Below are 17,911 nucleotides of genomic sequence, written 5' to 3'. Positions count from 1 at the left end.
TTATGTGCGCGGCGACAATCAAGGTGAGAACCCAGCGACAATCAGGATGAGAGAGCGCCGGCGGGAGCGGGACTAAGGGAGGGCGTAGCCCGACCGGAGGACCGCTCCCGCCGGCGGCGCGCCTTATCAGGCCGTCTGGCGGCCGGGTGGGGTTGGCGCAAGCTGTTGATTCGTCTCGACAAGAGGGGATCGACGGCTTGCCTGGCCTCCACATCACCGACCACCAGATGAGGCTATACATGAGTTACCGACTGACGTTATCGGCGGAGGCCGCGGCGGCCAAAGCCGGGTTTTCGACGGCGAGCGCCTACCGGATCGAGGCCGATCCGCGGCTGCCCTCGCAGAAGCAGGCGCCACGTGGCCGGCGCCGGCCTGATCCCCTGGCGGCCTATTGGGACGCGGAGATCGAGCCGATCCTGAAGGCCGCGCCCGGGATCCGAGCGGTTGGCGTGCTGGAGGAACTGCGCCGGCGCCATCCCGACCTCAATCCCAACATCCGGCGCACGCTGGAGCGGCGCATCACGGCTTGGCGCGCGTTCAATGGCCCCGAGCGGGACGTCATCTTCCGCCAGGAGCATGAGCCCGGGCGGCTCGGCCTGTCGGACTTCACCGACGCCGGCGTGCTGGGCATCACCATCGCAGGCGCGTCCCTCGACCACCGGCTCTATCACTTCCGGTTGGCGTTCTCCGGCTTCGCGCACGCTCATGTCGTGCTCGGCGGCGAGAGCTTCGTCGCATTGGCCGAGGGCCTGCAGAACGCGCTGTGGGCGCTCGGCGGCGTCCCCAGAGAACATCGCAGCGACAGCCTGTCGGCGGCGTTCCGCAACCTCGCCATCGATGCGCGCGAGGACATCACGCAACGCTACGAGCAACTGATGCAGCATTACGGCATGGTGGCGACCCGCAACAATGCCGGCATCGCGCATGAGAACGGTTCGATCGAGAGCGCGCATGGCCATCTCAAGCAGGCACTGGAGGACGCGCTGCTGCTGCGGGGCACGCGCGACTTCGCCGATCTCGACGCCTACCGTGCCTTCGTCGACATGGTCGTCGGCCGGCGCAACGCCCATGTCGTCAAGCGGATCGCGATCGAGAAGGAGATGCTGGCACCGCTGCCGCGAGGTCGCACCAGCGACTTCGAGGAGAAGGTGATCCGCGTGACGTCGTCGGGCGGCTTCATCCTGCGCCGCGTTTTCTACACGATGCCCTCGAAGCTGATCGGCCATCGTCTGCGCGTGCGCATCTTCGATGATCGCCTCGAATGCTTCCTCGGCACCACGCAGGTCGCGATGCTCAGGCGAGGCCAGCCTGTGTCGGAAAGCCGGGGCGGACACGTCGTCGATTATCGTCACGTCATCCATGCCCTGCGCCGCAAGCCGATGGCACTTGCCAATCTCGTCTACCGCGATCAGCTGTTCCCGCGGGCAGCCTACCGACGCGCGTTCGAGACGCTGCAGGACAGATATGACGAGCGTCATGCCTGCAAGGTCACGGTCGAGCCCCTTGCTCTCGCTCACGAGCGGGCCTGCGAGGCCGAGCTCGCCGAGGCCATTGCCGCCGATCTCGATGCGGGACGGCTGCCGGATCTCGCCACGCTCCGCATCCGCTTCCGCCCCGAACAGGCATCAGTCCCCGACGTCGCCGTCGAGCTTGCTCCGCTCGCCGCCTACGACGAACTGGCGTCCCTGGGCTTTGCGCCGATGACCTCGAACACGGGAGATGCAGCATGACCAGCACGACGACACCCATTGATGCCGCGCGCGTCGAGTTGCTGCTCACCGAGCTGCGCCTGCCGAGCGTCAAGGCGATCTGGCCAAAGCTCGCCGCGCAATCTGACAAGGAGGGCTGGCCCGCCGCGCGCTTCCTCGCAGCACTCGCCGAGCACGAGGTCGCCGATCGTGGTCGCCGCCGGATCGAACGGCACATGCTCGAAGCGCGCCTGCCTGCCGGCAAAACGCTCGCGAGCTTCGACTTCGACAGCGTGCCGACGCTGTCCAAGGCGCAGGTGATGGCGCTCGCCGCGGGCGACGTCTGGCTCGAGTCTGGCGCCAACCTGCTGCTGTTCGGTCCGCCCGGCGGCGGCAAGAGCCATCTCAGCGCGGCCATTGGCCTGGCCCTCGTCGAGAACGGCTGGCGCGTGTTGTTCACGCGCACGACCGATCTCGTGCAGCGGCTGCAGACGGCGCGGCGAGAGCTGGCGCTGGAAGCGGCCATCGCCAAGCTCGACCGCTACGATCTGCTGATCCTCGACGACATCACCTACGTGTCGAAAGATCAGGCCGAGACCAGCGTGCTGTTCGAACTGATAGCCACCCGCTACGAGCGGCGCTCGCTGCTCATCACGGCCAATCAGCCGTTCGGCGAGTGGGGCCGCATCTTCCCCGATCAGGCCATGACGCTCGCCGCCGTCGACCGTCTCGTCCACCACGCCACGATCATCGAGATGAACGTCGAGAGCTACCGCCGCAAGGCCGCCCTCGGCCGCAAGCGCGGCGCCGGCCGACCGCCGGTTCACGCCACACCGAAGGAGGTCGAAAGCACGGCTGATTGACGCTGCGGCAATGCTGATTGTCGCCCAGCGTCAATCAGCCCTTGCCAAGCCGGGAGCCAGCGACAATGATCCGGCCACCCGGCTCCAATCTTCTCATCCAGATTGACGCCAAGTTCTCATCCTGATCGTCGCGCTATAGTTATGTGACGTCCGCGTCCGAGACGGGACTACCAAATGGTCGTTGCGGTCTCTAAGACGAAGCGTGTTCTCGGCGATTTGCGAGCGCATCGTCCCCAGTTCCTCTCGATCTCGGACGCGCGCAAGCGGGCGGCCGAACTCTACGCCGAGACGCGGTACGCGGAGGCACCAGAGGACGTCCTGCCGACGAGGGAGCTGTCGCCTGGACGCTAGGCCGGCTTCTGCTTAAGCTATATGCGAATGCGGGCGCGGCCGAGGTAAATCAACAAGCGCGAGAAGCCGCCGAGCGAGGGCACCAACGATGAGGTCCGGCGAGCCTTCGTCCAGGAGAGCAATCAGGTCCTCGCGCGAAGAGCATTCTTGAACTCGACCGGCAGCAGCTGAACGCCGCCCGCCACAGCGTCTCGTCCCACCAGCAATGCCAGAAATGCGTTGCCTAACTGAAGGCGGCCCTCAGCTCGACAGCCGAAAGTACCCGGACGAAAGTCTGGCCTGACCAAGGGCGTCGACTTGTGGTGTGAGCGTCGAGCGCAGGCAACTCGGGTCCGGTCACAATGCGGAAGATCGAAGCTCGCCGCGCGAAGCACCGCCGCTCATCAGGCACGAAGCCTAGTGCGCCGGGCTCAGGAAAAGATCAGCCCCGGGATCCGCTGGGGGCTCTGCTGGATCTACTTCACCGCGAATCGGCGCGCCAGCACGTCGACAAGGACGATGTCCACGTATACCCCAACTGCATCAACTGTCGGCGACTTCATCGCCGACGCCATCAACGGCGTGGCCGTCGTCGCTCGTCCTGCCACATCTTCGCGACCTCGGCATCGTTGCGATCCACGGTCAACGGTCTGTCAGCTTATCAACAGCTGAGTATATTACGTTCCAGAATAAGTCACCAGGGACCGAGTTTAGCTAGTTTTGCAAAGGAAGGTAAGATGAATCCATTCGAGACAGGACAGGTACAGCCCGGCGCAGGCATCCCTCCTGAGTCTTCAGGACAAGAGGGCGGACAAAACGGAGCGGCGGCGCAGTGGAACGCGGTCGTTACAGGCCACGCAAACTGCGCGCCCTCCGCCGACGCAGGTGCCAACAACGAGGCGCTTGAAGACTGGGCTGCTGAACCGGAGGCGGGCATACTTGAGGATCGGGATGAAGCGGTGCGCCGAGTGAATGCTCTCGGCGAGAACGTTTGGCTGAATCTTGAATCGCTGTTCCTTACTAGCCTGCCTAGACTTCCGAGCGCTATCGTTCAACTTGACGTGCCCTTCAATCGGCTGACCACTCTGCCCGATAGCCTGCCCGCTTCGCTAATGCGTCTTGACGTCAGGGGCAATCAGCTGACAACCCTGCCCGCACTCCCGACCGAGCTGACATTCCTCGACCTCAACCACAATGAGTTGCAGGAACTGCCTGAGTTGCTCCCTGCCTCACTGCAGTATCTTCGCGTGAGCGACAATCAATTAGCGAATCTACCGGAAGCCCTTCCCACCACACTCGAGTTCCTCAACGCCAGCGGAAACCAACTGACGCGTCTGCCGCAGCATCTGCCTGCTACACTTTCCGTTCTCGACGTGAGGGGCAATCAGCTGACAACCCTGCCCGTACTCCCGACCGAGCTGAGATTTCTCGACGCGAGCTCCAACCGGCTGCGGAGCCTGCCGGCGGTCATACCTGCCGAGCTCGAGTTTCTCGACCTACACCACAATGAGTTGCAAGAACTGCCTGAGGTGCTCCCTGCCTCACTGGAGACTCTTAACGTCAGCCACAATCAATTGACAAATCTACCGGAGGTCCTTCCCACCATGCTCGAGTTCCTCTACGCCAGCGAAAACCAACTAACACGTCTGCCGCAGCAACTGCCTGCTTCGCTGGTGCGTCTCGACGTCGGCCAAAACCAATTGTCGAGTCTACCGGACGACCTGCTAACGCAATTTTCCGATAATGACAGTGTAATTCTGGACGATAATCCTCTGCCTGAACAGGTGCTCAGGGACCTGCAGGCAGCCCTACAAGCCGAAGGCTATGGCGGTCCGACCGTCTACTATTCGTACAATGACGAAAGTGAATTGTCTGGGACCGACGATGAACAGGAATATGATTTCATTGAAACGGTCTCAAATTGGCTCCGGGGCAACCAACAAGAGGGCGATGAAGAGGTGCTGACAGCTTGGAAGGACGTTGCTGAAGAGCCGGGCGCCCAGGAATACGCGCTCTTCCTTGGCAGACTGTTCGACTCCGTGAACGCTGAGAACGAAGAATTCCGGCTTTCGGTGGCCAATGATCTGCGCCAAGCGGCGAAAGACCCGGAATTACGTACGCGCTACTTTGAGCTGGCCCTCGACGCCAACGAGAGCTGCGAGGATCGCAGGACTTTGACCTGGAACGGCATGCAGACCGCACGCCTCATCGCCGACGTCAAAAACGGCGTCTATAAAAGCAATGACCGTTTTCCAGATCTGGTTGAATTGGGCCGGGTCATGTTCCGCCTGGATGCGCTGGAGAGAATTGCGCGCGATAAGGTTCACTCACTAGGCTCGGTCGACAGCGTCCAAGATATTGACGCTATCGAGGTCTTCCTTGCCTATCAAAATAGGCTCCGCGAGCGACTTGGGCTGCAACACGTCGCACCGAACATGCGCTTTTTTGCGGTTTCCGGCGTGACCGACGCTGACGTTGACAGCGCAGAAGCTACCGTGCGGGACCGAGAAGTGGCGGAATTCGCCGACTATTTGGCGCTGGACTGGCAACCTTGGGATGACGTCGTGAGTCACATCGCCCCCGAAGACCACGCTATGGCTCAGAACCAGCTTATTGCTGCAATGGAAACAGAGTTCGATAACCGGCTGCAGCAACAGCTGGCCGACCAAGGCCTGACCGGGGCTGAAGCTGACTTGGTTGAAGACGCCAAGCGCGAGTTAGGTCCCGCTATTCGCAAAGAGATCGCACGCGAGATCAAGGGGGCTCTTAGAGACAAGGTTCTCAATGAGCACGGCCTCACCCTATGAAGAAGCCCTTGCGCTATGAGAACGCTGAGCGCCCCCACGTTCCATCTTCTGAGAGGATGGAGTGACTACGGAGAAGCCGACGAGCAAGATCTCACCCGAGGTCCAGGCCCGAGCGGTTCGGATGGTTCCGGATCGCGCAAGCGAGCCCCTTCGTGCTGGCCGGCAGTGACCCCAATTGTCGCCAAGATTGGCAATGAGCCGCAGAAGTGACCTTGCCCCTAGGGCTTAATCCAGTTCGAAGTTCGTTCTGGCCCCTAGAGAGGACCAGAGCATGAAGCGCAGCCGCTTTAGGGAAGAGCAGATCATCGGGATTTTGAAGGAGCACGAGGCTGGCGTTGCGGTCGCCGATCTGTGCCGCAAGCATGGCGTGAGCGACGCCAGCATTTACAAGTGGAAGGCCTAAGCTCACGACACAAGTGCAACACCTGTTAGGGTGTTGTGGCGATGGGACAATGTTACGGCCAGCTCAGCCTTAGGGAGCGTATCGAGATTTATCGTCTGCATGCGGACGGCAAATCTCAAAACGAGATAGCGCTTGCGCTCGACCGAGCGCGTTCGACGATCAGTCGGGAACTGCGCCGCAACTCGCAATCCACGAGGGTTTGGAAGGGAGGCTATGAACCTGTCCGAGCTCAGCAATTGGCCGAGCGTCGGCGCAAGTGGGATGGTCGCTTCAAATTGGCGCGCCAGCCGGACCTGCGCAAGCTCGTCGGCGAAAGCCTTGCGATGGGACATTCGCCAGAGCAAGTCGCTGGCCGGCTGGCGCGAGAGCATGGTCGCGTCATCATCAGCCATGAGTCGATCTATCGCTTCATCTATCATCGGACGGCTCAGAAGGATTATTGGCATCGTCTGCTACCACGCCATAAGCTCAGGCGAGGACGTCGCAGGCGGCCAAGCGGGAGCCCCGCCAGCTTCATCAAGCAGCGCCGCCCCATCAGCGAGCGCCCTGCTGAGGTGGAGAGCCGCCGGGAGCCGGGCCATTGGGAGGCCGACTTCATGCTGTTCGCCAGCTATGGTCAGGGCCTGCTCGTCCTGCACGAACGGCAAACCCGCTTCAGTATCGTTCAGCACCTTCCTGACCGAAAGGCGCTCCTCACCGCTCAAGTGATCGCCCGACAACTCCGCAAGCTTCCTCAGGTGATGCGAAAACCGTCAGCTTCGACAACGGAACCGAGTTCGCAGAGCATCACAGGCTCCACAAAAAACTGGGCGTTCCAACCTTCTTCTGCGATCCACACAGCTCTTGGCAAAAGGGAGGCGCGGAAAACTCGATCGGTCGCTTGCGACGTATCGCTCCGGCGTAGGCCGCCTTGTTCGGCGTGACCGGCACCCTAAGGATATGGCCTTAAGTCCAGCCTTGAGGTCATGCGGCGATGCAGATGGAAGTTTTGGGCGCCGAACGGCGGCGTCGATGGAGTTATAAGGATAAGGTTCGTCTGATCGAGGAGACGATGCAGTCCGGGCAGACCGTCTGCGGAGTTGCCCGGCGGCATGGGGTGGCTCAGAGCCTGCTGTTCACCTGGCGCCGGCAGGCGCGGCAGGGCCGGCTGGGTGCCGAGGCTGTGCCGGCTATCGTTCCTGTCGCCATCGTGTCGTCGCAGGCTGACGACTTGACGAGGGTGCCATCACCACCGTCGCCATCGCGTGCCGCACCGAGCATGCGGGCCGGAAAGATCGAGATCGAACTGGACGACTGCTGCGTGCGCGTCGACCGCGACGTAGACACCGAGGCACTTCGGCGCATTCTCGACCTTTTGAGGCCGCGATGATTCCGATCCCGAGCGGCGTCAAGGTCTGGATTGCGACCGGCCACACGGACATGCGCCGTGGCATGCAGAGCCTGGCCCTGATGGTCCAGGAGATTTTGAAGCGAGATCCCCACGCCGGCGATCTCTACATCTTCCGCGGCCGTCGCGGGGATCTGGTCAAGATCCTGTGGCATGACGGGATCGGCTTGTCGCTCTACGCCAAGCGCCTCGACCGAGGAAAGTTCATCTGGCCTTCGGTGTCCAATGGCGCGGTGTCGATCTCGGCCGCGCAGATGGCCTACATGCTTGAGGCGATCGATTGGAGGAATCCGCAGCTGACATGGCGGCCACAAAGCGCAGGCTGAGCAGAGATAGTTGCGGATTCCGGTATTTAGGGAGTTCCAACCGGCCTGATCTGTGATTCACTACGTCGCATGAAAGCTGATTGCGATGCTGGACCGGATGACGTCGTCGCCCTGAAACAGGCGTTGGGGGCCGAGCGCGCGAAGGGATTGGAGGTCGCTGCCGAGCTTGCGGCTGCCCGAGCCAAGGCATCGGAAGACGAAGCCCTGATCGCGTCCCAGAAGCTGCAGATCGCCAAGCTGAGGCATCAGATTTACGGGCAGCGGTCGGAGCGTTCATCACGCCTGCTCGAACAACTGGCGCTGACGTTCGAAGAGCTGGAAGCTGGCGCCACCGAGGACGAGCTTGCGGCGGAACGCGCCGCGGCGAAGACCAGCACGGTCCGCGCCTTCACGCGCAAGCGCACCGAGCGACAAACCTTCCCCGAACATCTGCCCCGCGAGCGGGTGGTGATCGAGCCGCCGGCGGCTTGCGAATGCTGCGGCAGCCAGCGGCTGCGCAAGCTCGGCGAGGACGTGACGCGGACGCTGGAGGTGGTGCCGCGCCAATGGAAGGTGATCGAGACGGGGCGGGAGAAGTTCTCCTGCCGGGACTGCGAGAAGATCAGCCAGGCGCCGGCGCCGTTCCATGCCGTGGCGCGGGGATGGGCCGGGCCGAGCCTGCTGGCGATGATCATGTTCGAGAAGTTCGGTCAGCATCAGCCCTTGAACCGCCAGGCCGAGCGCTACGCGCTGGAGGGCGTGCCGATAGCGCTCTCGACCATGGCGGATGCCGTGGGGTCGGTCTGTGCGTCGCTGGACCCGCTGCTGCGCCTGGTTGAAGCGCATGTCATGACGGCCGAGCGCCTTCATGCCGACGATACGACCGTGCCGGTGCTGGCCAAGGGAAAGACTGACACGGGGCGGTGCTGGATCTATGTCCGGGACGACCGGCCGTTCGGTGGTGCGGACCCGCCGGCAGCGATGTTCTACTACTCGCGTGATCGCAAGGGCGAGCATCCGCAGGCGCATCTGGCGCGGTATACCGGCATCCTGCAGGCCGACGCCTATGACGGCTATAACCAGCTCTATCTGGCTGGACGCGGCCCTGGACCGATCCACGAGGCGTCGTGCTGGGCGCATGCGCGGCGCCCGTTCTTTGCCATGGCCGATCTGGAGGAGAATGCGCGCCGCAAGGCTGCGGGCAAGAAGGAGATCCCGCTTTCTCCGATCGCAATCGAGGTCGTGCGCCGGATCGATGCGTTGTTCGAGATCGAGCGTTCCATCAATGGCAAAAGCGCGCAGGAGCGTCTCGAAGCACGGCAGACGCTCAGTCGGCCTTTGACCGAAGACCTGCGGCTCTACATGCAAGAGCAACTCGCCAAGCTCGCCCGGGGGCACGACCTTGCCAAGGCATTCAATTACGTGCTGAAGCGATGGCCGAGCTTCACGCTGTTCCTCGATGACGGTCGTGTGTGCCTCTCCAACAATGCCGCCGAGCGCGGTCTGCGAGGCATCGCCCTAGGTCGAAAATCCTGGCTCTTCTGCGGGTCTGATCGCGGCGGCCGGCGCGCAGCTGCGATGTACAGCCTGATCGTCACCGCCAAAATGAACGGCATCGATCCGCAGGCCTGGCTCGCCGATGTCCTCGCGCGCATCGCCTCTCACCCGGCTCACCGGCTGGACGAATTGCTGCCCTGGAAATGGACACCGGCATCAGCGCTCTCCGCTCGAGCGGCATAGCCATGCACGTCAACAAGGTTCATCACGTCACCACCCTCACCCAGGTCGCGAAACCTCGGGGAAGATGAAGGCTGGCTGATCGACGTGGCCAACGAGATGGAGATCGAGGACGGCGTGGTCTGGGTCTATGGCGTCGGAGAAGATGGCGTCCAGGCCTTCACCAACGCGGGCGTCGAAAATCTGATCGAACAAGTTCGAATGCACAAGGAGAACCAAGGATTGCTCAAACGCCGGCAATCCAGATAATATAGTCAGACTGCGGCCTACGCCGGGTGCTTACGCTCTTACCGGCATGAGCGAGAGCGTTGCGCATGAAGTGAACGCGACAACGCTGCCAGGTGGCATTGAGCACCTAGGCGACGGTGGCCTTGATGCCCTGGACGGCCAAAATCGGCAGCATGCTACATTTGTCTGTTCCTCAGCAACACGTCACCTTCTGCTGTGCGGGGGTAGTTAACCGTTACTTCAAATGATGGCAATAACCCCAGAATGGCTTGCAGGGTCGGCTGACCTTCATAGAGTTCGCGGTCGCTATATTCGGTGTAGATGAAACGCGAGTACCTCATGGTCCGCATCCCGCCGGCGATGACGTCAGCTTCGGCTCCTTGAACGTCCATCCAGATCAAGTCGACTTCACCTAGCTGGACTTCGCGGCTCCAGTCGTCCAGCCGACGCGTTTTAACCGAGAAGGGATGTTCAAACCGAACCCAATCATATTCGATCAAATGGTTCTTCGGACGGCGTATTGAACCTGATAGATCCCAATTCTTCGCATCCCCGTCCGCATTGCTGGGGTGAAAGTCGATTGTCCCATTCCGGTCGCTAATTGCGACTTCAAAAAGTTCCACTTTATCGAGGGATTTGCCCAGCTTTCTTTTAAAGCGAGCGATCGCTCGGGGATCTGGCTCGAAACAGTAGAGCTTGCATTGCGGGCACAAATCGAGGAACGCGAGCGTATCAGTTCCGTCATTGCAGCCGATATCTAGGATAACCGGATTGGGCTTTTTCAGAAGGGATAGGATGTCCTTATGTACTTCTACTGACGACATGAGAGCTTTCCATAGTGTGCAGAGCGGGGGGGGCTTTCCAAAAATGCATATCATACCGCTTGTAGGAAGGTGCATTATCGACGATAAGAAGTTCCTTTTATCTGAGGGCCGCTCGCAATATTTGGACAGCGTCTGCATCAAATGAAGTATATGTACGCTCTTTTGTCTTGGACTTAAAGCTGAACCTTGGCGGTGTTCTACGGGCGGGCATTCGGAGTGGGGTCTGCGCCATGGTATGCTGCGCGGTATAAAAGTACGTTCCAATACTGTGTAGTTCATGCTTGGTCTGACGGCCCGCAAATGTGATGCGAGAAGAATCAATGCTAGTTTCGTCCAATAGCTAGCGTATCAACTATGGCTTCTAATGGGTCTTGCCCGAGTATGGCAGCGGCACCGTCATCGGCGCACGTGTGCCGAGGGCCCGCTTGCGGCCACCTCTGCGGCGCACCGTGAGCCGTTCCTCCCGGTACAGCCGGAACAGCATCTTGTGATTGACCAGGTAGGCCTCCCGCCTGAGTAGGACGTGCAGGCGACGATAGCCGAAGCGGCGGCGCTCATGGGCGATCGCCCTCATGCGCTGCCGCAGCCCGGCATCATCGGCCCGGCTCGTCTGATATCTGACCGTCATGCGGCAACAGCCGACGGCTTTACACGCCCGCCGATTGCTCATCCCGTGAACGCCCACGAGATGTACGACAGCCTTCCGCTTCGCCGCGGGCGTCACCACTTCTTTCCCAGGAGATCCTTCAGGGCGGCATTGTCCAGCAGGGCATCCGCCAGCAGCCGCTTGAGCCGCGTGTTCTCGTCCTCCAGCGTCTTCAGCCGCTTGACCTCCGAGACGTCCATTCCGCCGAATTTGGCCTGATGGACTCACGTTTGAAGTGCAACGGTTGATTTGAGTTTTGAGAATGCCTCGGCGGGTGTCTGGAAGTCCAGACACTTGCGCGGGGTATGGTTGAGGCGGTGGACGCGTTGTCTGATGGCGGCTGGCGTCATGGATTTGAGGTCAGTTTTTCGTGGCAAGAAGCGTCGCAAGGTAAGCATCCGCCGTAGGCCGCAGGGGGTGCCGGTTTGCGGCGTCATCTGGAAAGAGATTTCAGAGCTGCCGACGCGCTTTGACAAGCTCGATCAGGTTGTCGATCCCGAAGTCGGTCAAGGCCATGACGCCATCGTCACCAGCGCCGTAGACCCAGATGACGCCATCCTCGATGTCCAATTCGCTGGCGACGTCGTGCAACCATTCTTCATCTTCACCGAGGTCCTGGGCAACCTTGGCGATGGTGGTGACGTGGTGAACTTTGTTGACGTGCGTGGTCATGCCGCTCGGGTGGAGAGCGCTGCGGCCTGAGGCGTCCAGTTCCAGAGCAGCAGTTCGTCGAGCTGTTGGGACGGGTGAGCGGCAATCCGGTCAATGACATCGGTCAGCCAGGCTTGCGGATCGATTCCGTTCATTTTGGCCGTGACGATCAGGCTGTACATGGCCGCCGCGCGCCGACCTCCGCGATCGGAGCCGCAGAACAGCCAGGATTTTCGACCGAGAGCGATGCCTCTCAGACCGCGCTCCGCGGCATTGTTCGAGAGGCAGATCCGCCCGTCATCGAGGAACGCGGGATCGTGTCCCATAGAGTGGTGTAGCTGGCATGGTGGATCACCGGGCGATTCCGGTGCGGGCCGAGCTGGTCAGCCTGCCACGGCGGGCAGGCCAGCAATGGGATCATCGCTCAAAGGCGCGATGGTTTCCAGAGTCATGTAGCGGGCGCGCTGGACGGCCCACTCGTCGTTCTGCTCGAGCAGGATCGCACCGACGAGACGGACGATTGCTTCCTCGTTTGGGAAGATGCCGACGACCTCGGTGCGGCGCTTGATCTCGCCATTGACCCTCTCGATTGGATTGGTCGAGTGCAGCTTGGCGCGGTGCTGTGCCGGGAAGCTCATATAGGCGAGCACGTCAGGCTCGGCCTCATCCATGAGGGCGGCGAGCTTGGGCACGTTGGGACGGATCTGGTCGGCGACCTTGCGCCATTGCGCCTTGGCTGCCTCGGCGTCGTCCTGGGCAAAGGCCGTGGCGATGAAGGCGGAGACCACGCGGCGCCCGCTCTTACCGGCATGAGCGAGAGCGTTGCGCATGAAGTGAACGCGACAACGCTGCCAGGTGGCATTGAGCACCTTGGCGACGGTGGCCTTGATGCCCTCGTGAGCATCCGAGATCACGAGCTGCACGCCACGCAGTCCACGGCGTGTGAGCTTGCGCAGGAACGCGGTCCAGAACGTCTCGGCCTCGGACGGGCCGACGTCCATGCCCAGCACCTCGCGTCGGCCGTCGCTGTTGACGCCGATCGCGACGATAACCGCGACCGAGACGATGCGCCCGTTCTGGCGCACCTTCACGTAGGTGGCGTCGATCCACAGATACGGCCAGTCGCCTTCGATCGGACGGGCGAGAAAGGCCTTCACCTTGTCGTCGATCTCGCCACAGAGCCGGCTCACCTGGCTCTTGGAGATGCCGCTCATCCCCATCGCCTGCACGAGGTCGTCGACCGAACGGGTCGAGACGCCCTGGACGTAGGCTTCCTGGATCACGGCGGTCAGCGCCTTCTCGGCCATCCGGCGCGGCTCCAGGAAGCCCGGGAAGTAGCTTCCCTTGCGCAGCTTGGGAACGCGCAGCTCGACCGAACCGGCCCGCGTCTCCCAGGTCCGGTCACGGTAGCCGTTGCGCTGCGCCAGACGCTCGGAGCTCTTCTCGCCATAGGCCGCCCCGGTCAGCCCGGCGACTTCCATCTCCATCAACCGCTGCGCTGCAAAGCCGATCATCTCGCGCAGAAGATCCGCGTCCGGGGCCTTCTCCACGAGTGCGCGAAGGTTCATCATCTCGTCGGTCATCGGTGGTTCCTCGAATCAGGTTGGTGTCAGCAACCCGACCCTACCGGGCAATCGCCGGTGACCACCGCAAAGCCGTCCACCCGCTACAGCGCTATGGGGGAGCGCGCGGGCGGACGGCTTTGCTCTACCGAGTTACACCACGCCCGGGGACACGACCGAACGCGGTGAAGCGGAGCTTGTTGCGCTCGAGCTCGGTCCGAAGCCGGAGCGCGAGATCCGCAGCGCTTGAGGATGTAGTTGAACGCCTTGGCGAGGTCGTGGCCACGGGACAGTTTGGCGAGTTGCTCACGCATATAGACCTCCAGGTCCTCGACCAGAGGCTGGCTCAGCGCCTGCCGCACCCGAACGCGCTCCTCGGCGCTCCTGCCATTGACGGAGCGTTCGATCTCGAACAATGCATCGATCCGTCGCACCATCTCGACCGCGATCGGCGACAGCGGAATGTCCTTCTTGCCGGAAGCCTTGCGTCGCGCGTTCTCGTCGATGTCGGCCATGACGAAGAACGGGCGCCGGGCATGTACCCAACACGCCGCTTCGCGGATCGCTCCAGGTTGGCGCTCCGCCAGATAGAGCTGGTTATACCCGTCATAGGCATCGGCCTGCAGGATGCCGGCATAGCCTGCCAGATGCGTCTGCGGGTGCTCGCCCCTGCGGTCGCGGGAGTAGTAGAACATCGCTGCCGGCGGTCGGCGCCGCCAAACGGCCGATCGTCCCGGACGTAGATCCAGCATCTCCCCGTATCGGTCTTGCCCTTGGCCAGCACCGGCACGGTCGTGTCATCGGCATGAAGGCGCTCGGCCGCCAGAACGTGGGATTCGACTAGGCGTAGCAGAGGTTCCAGCGACGCACAGACCGATCCAACGGCATCCGCCATGGTCGACAGCGCGATCGGCACGCCTTCCAAGGCGTAACGCTCGGCCTGGCGGTTCAATGGCTGATGCTGGCCGAACTTCTCGAACATGATCATGGCCAACAAAGCTCAGACCAGCCCATCCCCGCGCCACGGCGTAGAACGGCGCAGGCGCCTGGCTGATCTTCTCGCAGTCACGGCAGGAGAACTTCTCCCGCACCGTCTCGACAACCTTCCACTGCCGCGGCACAGCCTCCAGCGTCCGCGTCACGTCCTCGCCGATCTTGCGCAGGCGATGGCCGCCGCAGCACTCGCACGCGGGTGGCGGATCGATCACAACCCGCTCGCGCGGCAGATGCTCCGGGAAGGTCTGGCGCTCCGCACGCTTGCGCGTAAATACGCGGACGGTCGTCGTCCTGGCCGCGGCTTGCTCTGCCGACAGCTCGTCCTCGGTGGCGTCGACTTCCAGTTCCTCGAAGGTCAGCGCCAACTGCTCGATCAGCCGCGACGAGCGCTCCGACTGTTGTCCGTAGATCTGATGCCGCAGCTTGGCGATCTGCAGCTTCTGCTGGGCGATCAGCGCGCTGTCTTCCGAGGCTTTCGCGCGGGCGACAGCCAGCTCCGCCGCAATTTCCAAACCCCTGGCGCGCTCGGCTGCCAGCGCCTCTTTCAAGGCCGCTATGTCATCGGGACCGGCGTCGCGCTCAGCATTCATACAGCGCAGTGAATCACAGATCGAAGGTATTGTGACTCCCCAAACGCCCAAAGCCGAAGGATTATTGGCTCAACCCGCGCTTTGCGGTCGCCAGCTTGCCTGCGGATGTCTCCAGTCGATGCCCTCGATCGAGGGCTGTTGTTGATGCCCCTACTTTTCATGATGATGCTCCCTCAAATCGATCTTCTCGACACGGTGGTCTCGCAATTGACGAACCGCTTTCAGAGCTTTCGTGCTGTCCGGGAACAGGAAGCGGCCGGAGTGTTCACGCGTGGTCACAATACGTCCAGAGCGAAGCTGGACGTAGATCCACTTGGCAGTAATATGCATGCGATCTGCCAATTTAGTAACGGTGAGACTACCAGGGATCGCAGGCCAACGTGTCTGGCGACGCTGGATCTTTATACGGTTCTTGAGGCGAATGCCTTGCACCGTGGCCGGGATAACTTTGTCCGTTTCCCACGGTGAGTGATGTCCTTCCGTTGTCAGTATGAGCGCGATCTCATCGTCGGACCGCCCCTCGTTGCAAGCGTGCAGATGCGCTCGATCATTTCCCGATATCTGGGCAAGGCTGTAACAGCATTGACGGGCAGCGTCACCACGAGCTCTGTCGTTGCACCGCCGCGCCACACGATACGGACCGTAGCCTTGTCGCGCTCGCATCGCCGCAACACAACCTTATCGATGAGACACCGCAAAAGCGCTTTGCGTTGGTCTCTGCGCGTCGCCGGATCGTTCCACAGCCCTGGAAGGCGATTTCCGAGGGCTACGACTTTGGCGCGAAGATCAGGAGGAACACCTGCTGGCTCGCTGGATTTGAGACTCTTGCGTTGTGCGAACCCATCCTCGGCTCGGCGCAAATCCAACAAGGCCGATTCCCAGCGTCGCTCCAATTCGCCGGTCACCAATCGATTGTCGGGATCGGCACGATTGAACTGACGTTCCGCAAGGGATGCCTGATACCGAAGCCTCTCGATCTGCTGTTCTTCTGCAAGGCGGAGGGCTCTTTCAGAGTGTTGATGCGCTTTCCGGGCTTTCGATAACGCGTCGATCTCTGCCGGCGCCACTGCTTCCAGGAATGCTGCAGCAACCTGGATATCGATTGGAGCTGCACGCAGATTCTGGCATTCCGGAGCACCACGCTGGATCTTCAGGTGGTTGCAGACGTACTGACTGCCGCCCTTGTAGCGCACGGCCATCTTGTGTCCGCACTCGCCGCAATAGGTGATGCCGTGCAGGAGGGCAGCTCCATCCCGTGGAATGCCGCGGCTCTTGATATGCTGGTACTCAGCACGGTTGTCGCACAGCATGGCCTGGATCTTCTCGAAGGTCTCCCAATCGATATAGGCAGGGTACTTGTCCTTCACCATGATCCTCCAGTCCTTCCCACGACGCGGAGACTTCTGTGGACGTTCCCCTGGTACCCTGGACGGCTTCTGCCAAGTCCTTCCATAGACGAAGGCCCCTGCATAGGCCGGATTCCTGAGAATCGCCGTCACGGCCGATACCGTCGCGGGCTGCCAGCGCAGATCCCCATGGCGATCGCGACGAGGCAGCGCCAGCCCGCGGCCTACGAGGACCCGCATAACCTGCGCAGACGTTCGTACCTTCAGGAACGTCTCGAAGAGCAACAGCAAGCGCTGTTGCACCTCGATGTTCGGATCTTTTGTGACCACGCCGGACGGATCCCGCGCGAGTCCCGCCGGCAGCTGCAAAGCCAATTCGCCGCGTTCCGCTTTTGCCAGAAGCCCTGTCGTCATCCGGCTCCTGATCGTGTGTAACTCCAACTCGGAGATCGTGCCCTTCAATCCGAGCAGAAGACGGCCATTCGGCGTTCCGGGATCGTAGATCCCATCACGGTCAGCGATCAGGCAGCGACGATGTCCGCACACGTCGAGTAACGGGTACCAATCCGAACAGTTGCGCGCCAAGCGCGTCACGTCGACGGATAGAATGAGGCCGATCTCACCAAGGGTGACGCGAGCGACGAGATCATTGAAGCCCTTTCTGTGAGCTGCCCCGGCGCCGCTCTGTCCAAGATCACTATCGATCACATCGATGTCGGCCTCGCGCCATCCGAGGTCGCGGGCGCGCTGTGAGAGAGCGTATTGAAGCCTCAGGCTCTCTTGATTTGTGATCACCTGGTGCGGCGTCGATTGCCGGACATACACCACTGCTCTGCGGTCCAAGTGATCCGGTTTGACGAGTTCGGAGCCCATCGCTCACCTCCCGCATGACTTGGCCGAGATCTTCCGCGATCGCTTGCCGGAGCGCTTCCGGTAAGCTTCGCCAGACCTGTCGAGGTTCGATGGGCATGTGCCCTCGCTCTCTTCGGCCAACGCGATGAGATCCTGCAGCGCGCCCAGGTCCAGCTTGGTCGGCGCGGCGCGCGACAAGGTATTCCGCTCAAGATTTGTCACCCCGAGCGGCAAAAGAAGCGTGAGACCGAATCGATAATGTACACGCGCAAAAGGCTCCTTGCACGCTCCGCGCTTGGTCGATTCCTTGCCGACCGAGATCAGGCGATAGCGTCGTCCGTAGAGCGGATGGCGAGGGTCGACGACCTCGACCTCATCGCAAACGGCCACGTCATCGTGGCTCCTATGGGTATCTTTAATTGCCCTCGAGCATGTAAGCCATCTGCGCGGCCGAGATCGACACCGCGCCGTCCGACGCCGAAGGCCAGATGAACCTGCCGCGATCCAGGCGCTTGGCGTACAGCGACATACCCAACCCGTCATGCCAGAGAATCTTGACCAGATCGCCGCGACGGCCGCGGAAGATGTAGAGATCGCCGGCATGCGGGTCGCGCTTCAGGCTCTCCTGGACTCCAAGCGCCAGGCTCTGCATGCCACGGCGCATGTCGGTGTGGCCGGTCGCGATCCACACGCGTA

General features: G+C 61.8%; 13 protein-coding genes and 6 pseudogenes. 9 read left to right on the top strand and 10 right to left on the bottom strand.

Annotated elements, in window-relative coordinates; translation table 11 throughout:
- Positions 1–227: 227 nt before the first annotated feature.
- The 9 genes and pseudogenes from istA (at position 228) to BRAD285_RS06090 (ending at position 9,769) form a co-directional block, all read left to right on the top strand.
- On the top strand, positions 228–1,730 hold the full coding sequence (istA, locus tag BRAD285_RS06130; RefSeq protein ID WP_244563594.1) for an IS21 family transposase: 1,503 nt from the start codon (positions 228–230) through the stop codon (positions 1,728–1,730).
- Positions 1,727–2,551: an IS21-like element helper ATPase IstB gene (gene istB / locus BRAD285_RS06125; protein ID WP_006611535.1), complete on the top strand. Its 825-nt coding sequence runs from the start codon at positions 1,727–1,729 to the stop codon at positions 2,549–2,551. The genes istA and istB overlap by 4 nt, the downstream gene beginning before the upstream one ends.
- A gap of 1,067 nt (positions 2,552–3,618) precedes the next feature.
- Positions 3,619–5,688 (top strand): NEL-type E3 ubiquitin ligase domain-containing protein, encoded by a 2,070-nt coding sequence (locus BRAD285_RS06120; RefSeq protein WP_172889748.1) that lies wholly within the window; start codon positions 3,619–3,621, stop codon positions 5,686–5,688.
- Between the two features lie 271 nt (positions 5,689–5,959).
- Positions 5,960–6,088, top strand: a pseudogene (locus BRAD285_RS06115) (IS3 family transposase); the annotation flags it as partial.
- 44 nt (positions 6,089–6,132) lie between these two features.
- A complete protein-coding gene (locus tag BRAD285_RS06110; protein ID WP_197696973.1) occupies positions 6,133–7,014 on the top strand; it encodes an IS30 family transposase in 882 nt (293 codons plus the stop codon).
- A gap of 56 nt (positions 7,015–7,070) precedes the next feature.
- On the top strand, positions 7,071–7,460 hold the full coding sequence (locus tag BRAD285_RS06105; protein ID WP_157681659.1) for a transposase: 390 nt from the start codon (positions 7,071–7,073) through the stop codon (positions 7,458–7,460).
- Positions 7,457–7,804: an IS66 family insertion sequence element accessory protein TnpB gene (gene tnpB / locus BRAD285_RS06100; protein WP_087877585.1), complete on the top strand. Its 348-nt coding sequence runs from the start codon at positions 7,457–7,459 to the stop codon at positions 7,802–7,804. Before BRAD285_RS06105 ends, tnpB (BRAD285_RS06100) begins: the two co-directional genes overlap by 4 nt.
- Positions 7,805–7,873: 69 nt before the next feature.
- A complete protein-coding gene (locus tag BRAD285_RS06095) occupies positions 7,874–9,523 on the top strand; it encodes an IS66 family transposase (RefSeq protein ID WP_157681673.1) in 1,650 nt (549 codons plus the stop codon).
- 2 nt (positions 9,524–9,525) lie between these two features.
- Positions 9,526–9,769: pseudogene (locus BRAD285_RS06090) on the top strand (hypothetical protein).
- A 34-nt stretch (positions 9,770–9,803) separates the two neighbouring features.
- Here BRAD285_RS06090 and BRAD285_RS36665 read toward each other — a convergent pair.
- The 10 genes and pseudogenes from BRAD285_RS36665 to tnpB (BRAD285_RS06040) all read right to left on the bottom strand — a co-directional run.
- Positions 9,804–9,899: pseudogene (locus BRAD285_RS36665) on the bottom strand (transposase); the annotation flags it as partial.
- A gap of 25 nt (positions 9,900–9,924) precedes the next feature.
- Positions 9,925–10,572: an FkbM family methyltransferase gene (locus BRAD285_RS06085; RefSeq protein WP_006613026.1), complete on the bottom strand. Its 648-nt coding sequence runs from the start codon at positions 10,570–10,572 to the stop codon at positions 9,925–9,927.
- Positions 10,573–10,957: 385 nt separating this feature from the next.
- A pseudogene (locus BRAD285_RS06080) lies at positions 10,958–11,436 on the bottom strand (IS3 family transposase); the annotation flags it as partial.
- Between the two features lie 232 nt (positions 11,437–11,668).
- Positions 11,669–11,890 carry a hypothetical protein gene (locus BRAD285_RS06075; RefSeq protein ID WP_087877584.1) on the bottom strand — a complete coding sequence of 74 codons (222 nt, stop codon included), beginning with the start codon at positions 11,888–11,890 and terminating at the stop codon, positions 11,669–11,671.
- Positions 11,887–12,177, bottom strand: a pseudogene (locus BRAD285_RS06070) (transposase domain-containing protein); the annotation flags it as partial. The pseudogene BRAD285_RS06070 and the gene BRAD285_RS06075, both read right to left, overlap by 4 nt.
- 75 nt (positions 12,178–12,252) lie before the next feature.
- Positions 12,253–13,452 carry an IS256 family transposase gene (locus tag BRAD285_RS06065; RefSeq protein ID WP_087877558.1) on the bottom strand — a complete coding sequence of 400 codons (1,200 nt, stop codon included), beginning with the start codon at positions 13,450–13,452 and terminating at the stop codon, positions 12,253–12,255.
- A 212-nt stretch (positions 13,453–13,664) separates the two neighbouring features.
- Positions 13,665–15,017: pseudogene (locus BRAD285_RS36485) on the bottom strand (IS66 family transposase); the annotation flags it as partial.
- Between the two features lie 485 nt (positions 15,018–15,502).
- Positions 15,503–17,236 (bottom strand): recombinase family protein, encoded by a 1,734-nt coding sequence (locus BRAD285_RS06050; RefSeq protein ID WP_006615128.1) that lies wholly within the window; start codon positions 17,234–17,236, stop codon positions 15,503–15,505.
- 3 nt (positions 17,237–17,239) lie between these two features.
- The gene (locus BRAD285_RS06045) at positions 17,240–17,605 is read right to left on the bottom strand and encodes a hypothetical protein (RefSeq protein WP_006615129.1); all 366 of its coding nucleotides are present in this window, start codon (positions 17,603–17,605) and stop codon (positions 17,240–17,242) included.
- A 25-nt stretch (positions 17,606–17,630) separates the two neighbouring features.
- On the bottom strand, positions 17,631–17,906 hold the full coding sequence (tnpB, locus tag BRAD285_RS06040) for an IS66 family insertion sequence element accessory protein TnpB (RefSeq protein ID WP_244563587.1): 276 nt from the start codon (positions 17,904–17,906) through the stop codon (positions 17,631–17,633).
- Between the last annotated feature and the right edge of the window lie 5 nt (positions 17,907–17,911).

The sequence above is a fragment of the Bradyrhizobium sp. ORS 285 genome, from assembly GCF_900176205.1.
Classification (GTDB): Bacteria; Pseudomonadota; Alphaproteobacteria; order Rhizobiales; family Xanthobacteraceae; genus Bradyrhizobium.
The sequence above is the reverse complement of the archived record's forward strand: the minus strand, read 5'-3'. Positions and strand labels throughout refer to the sequence as shown.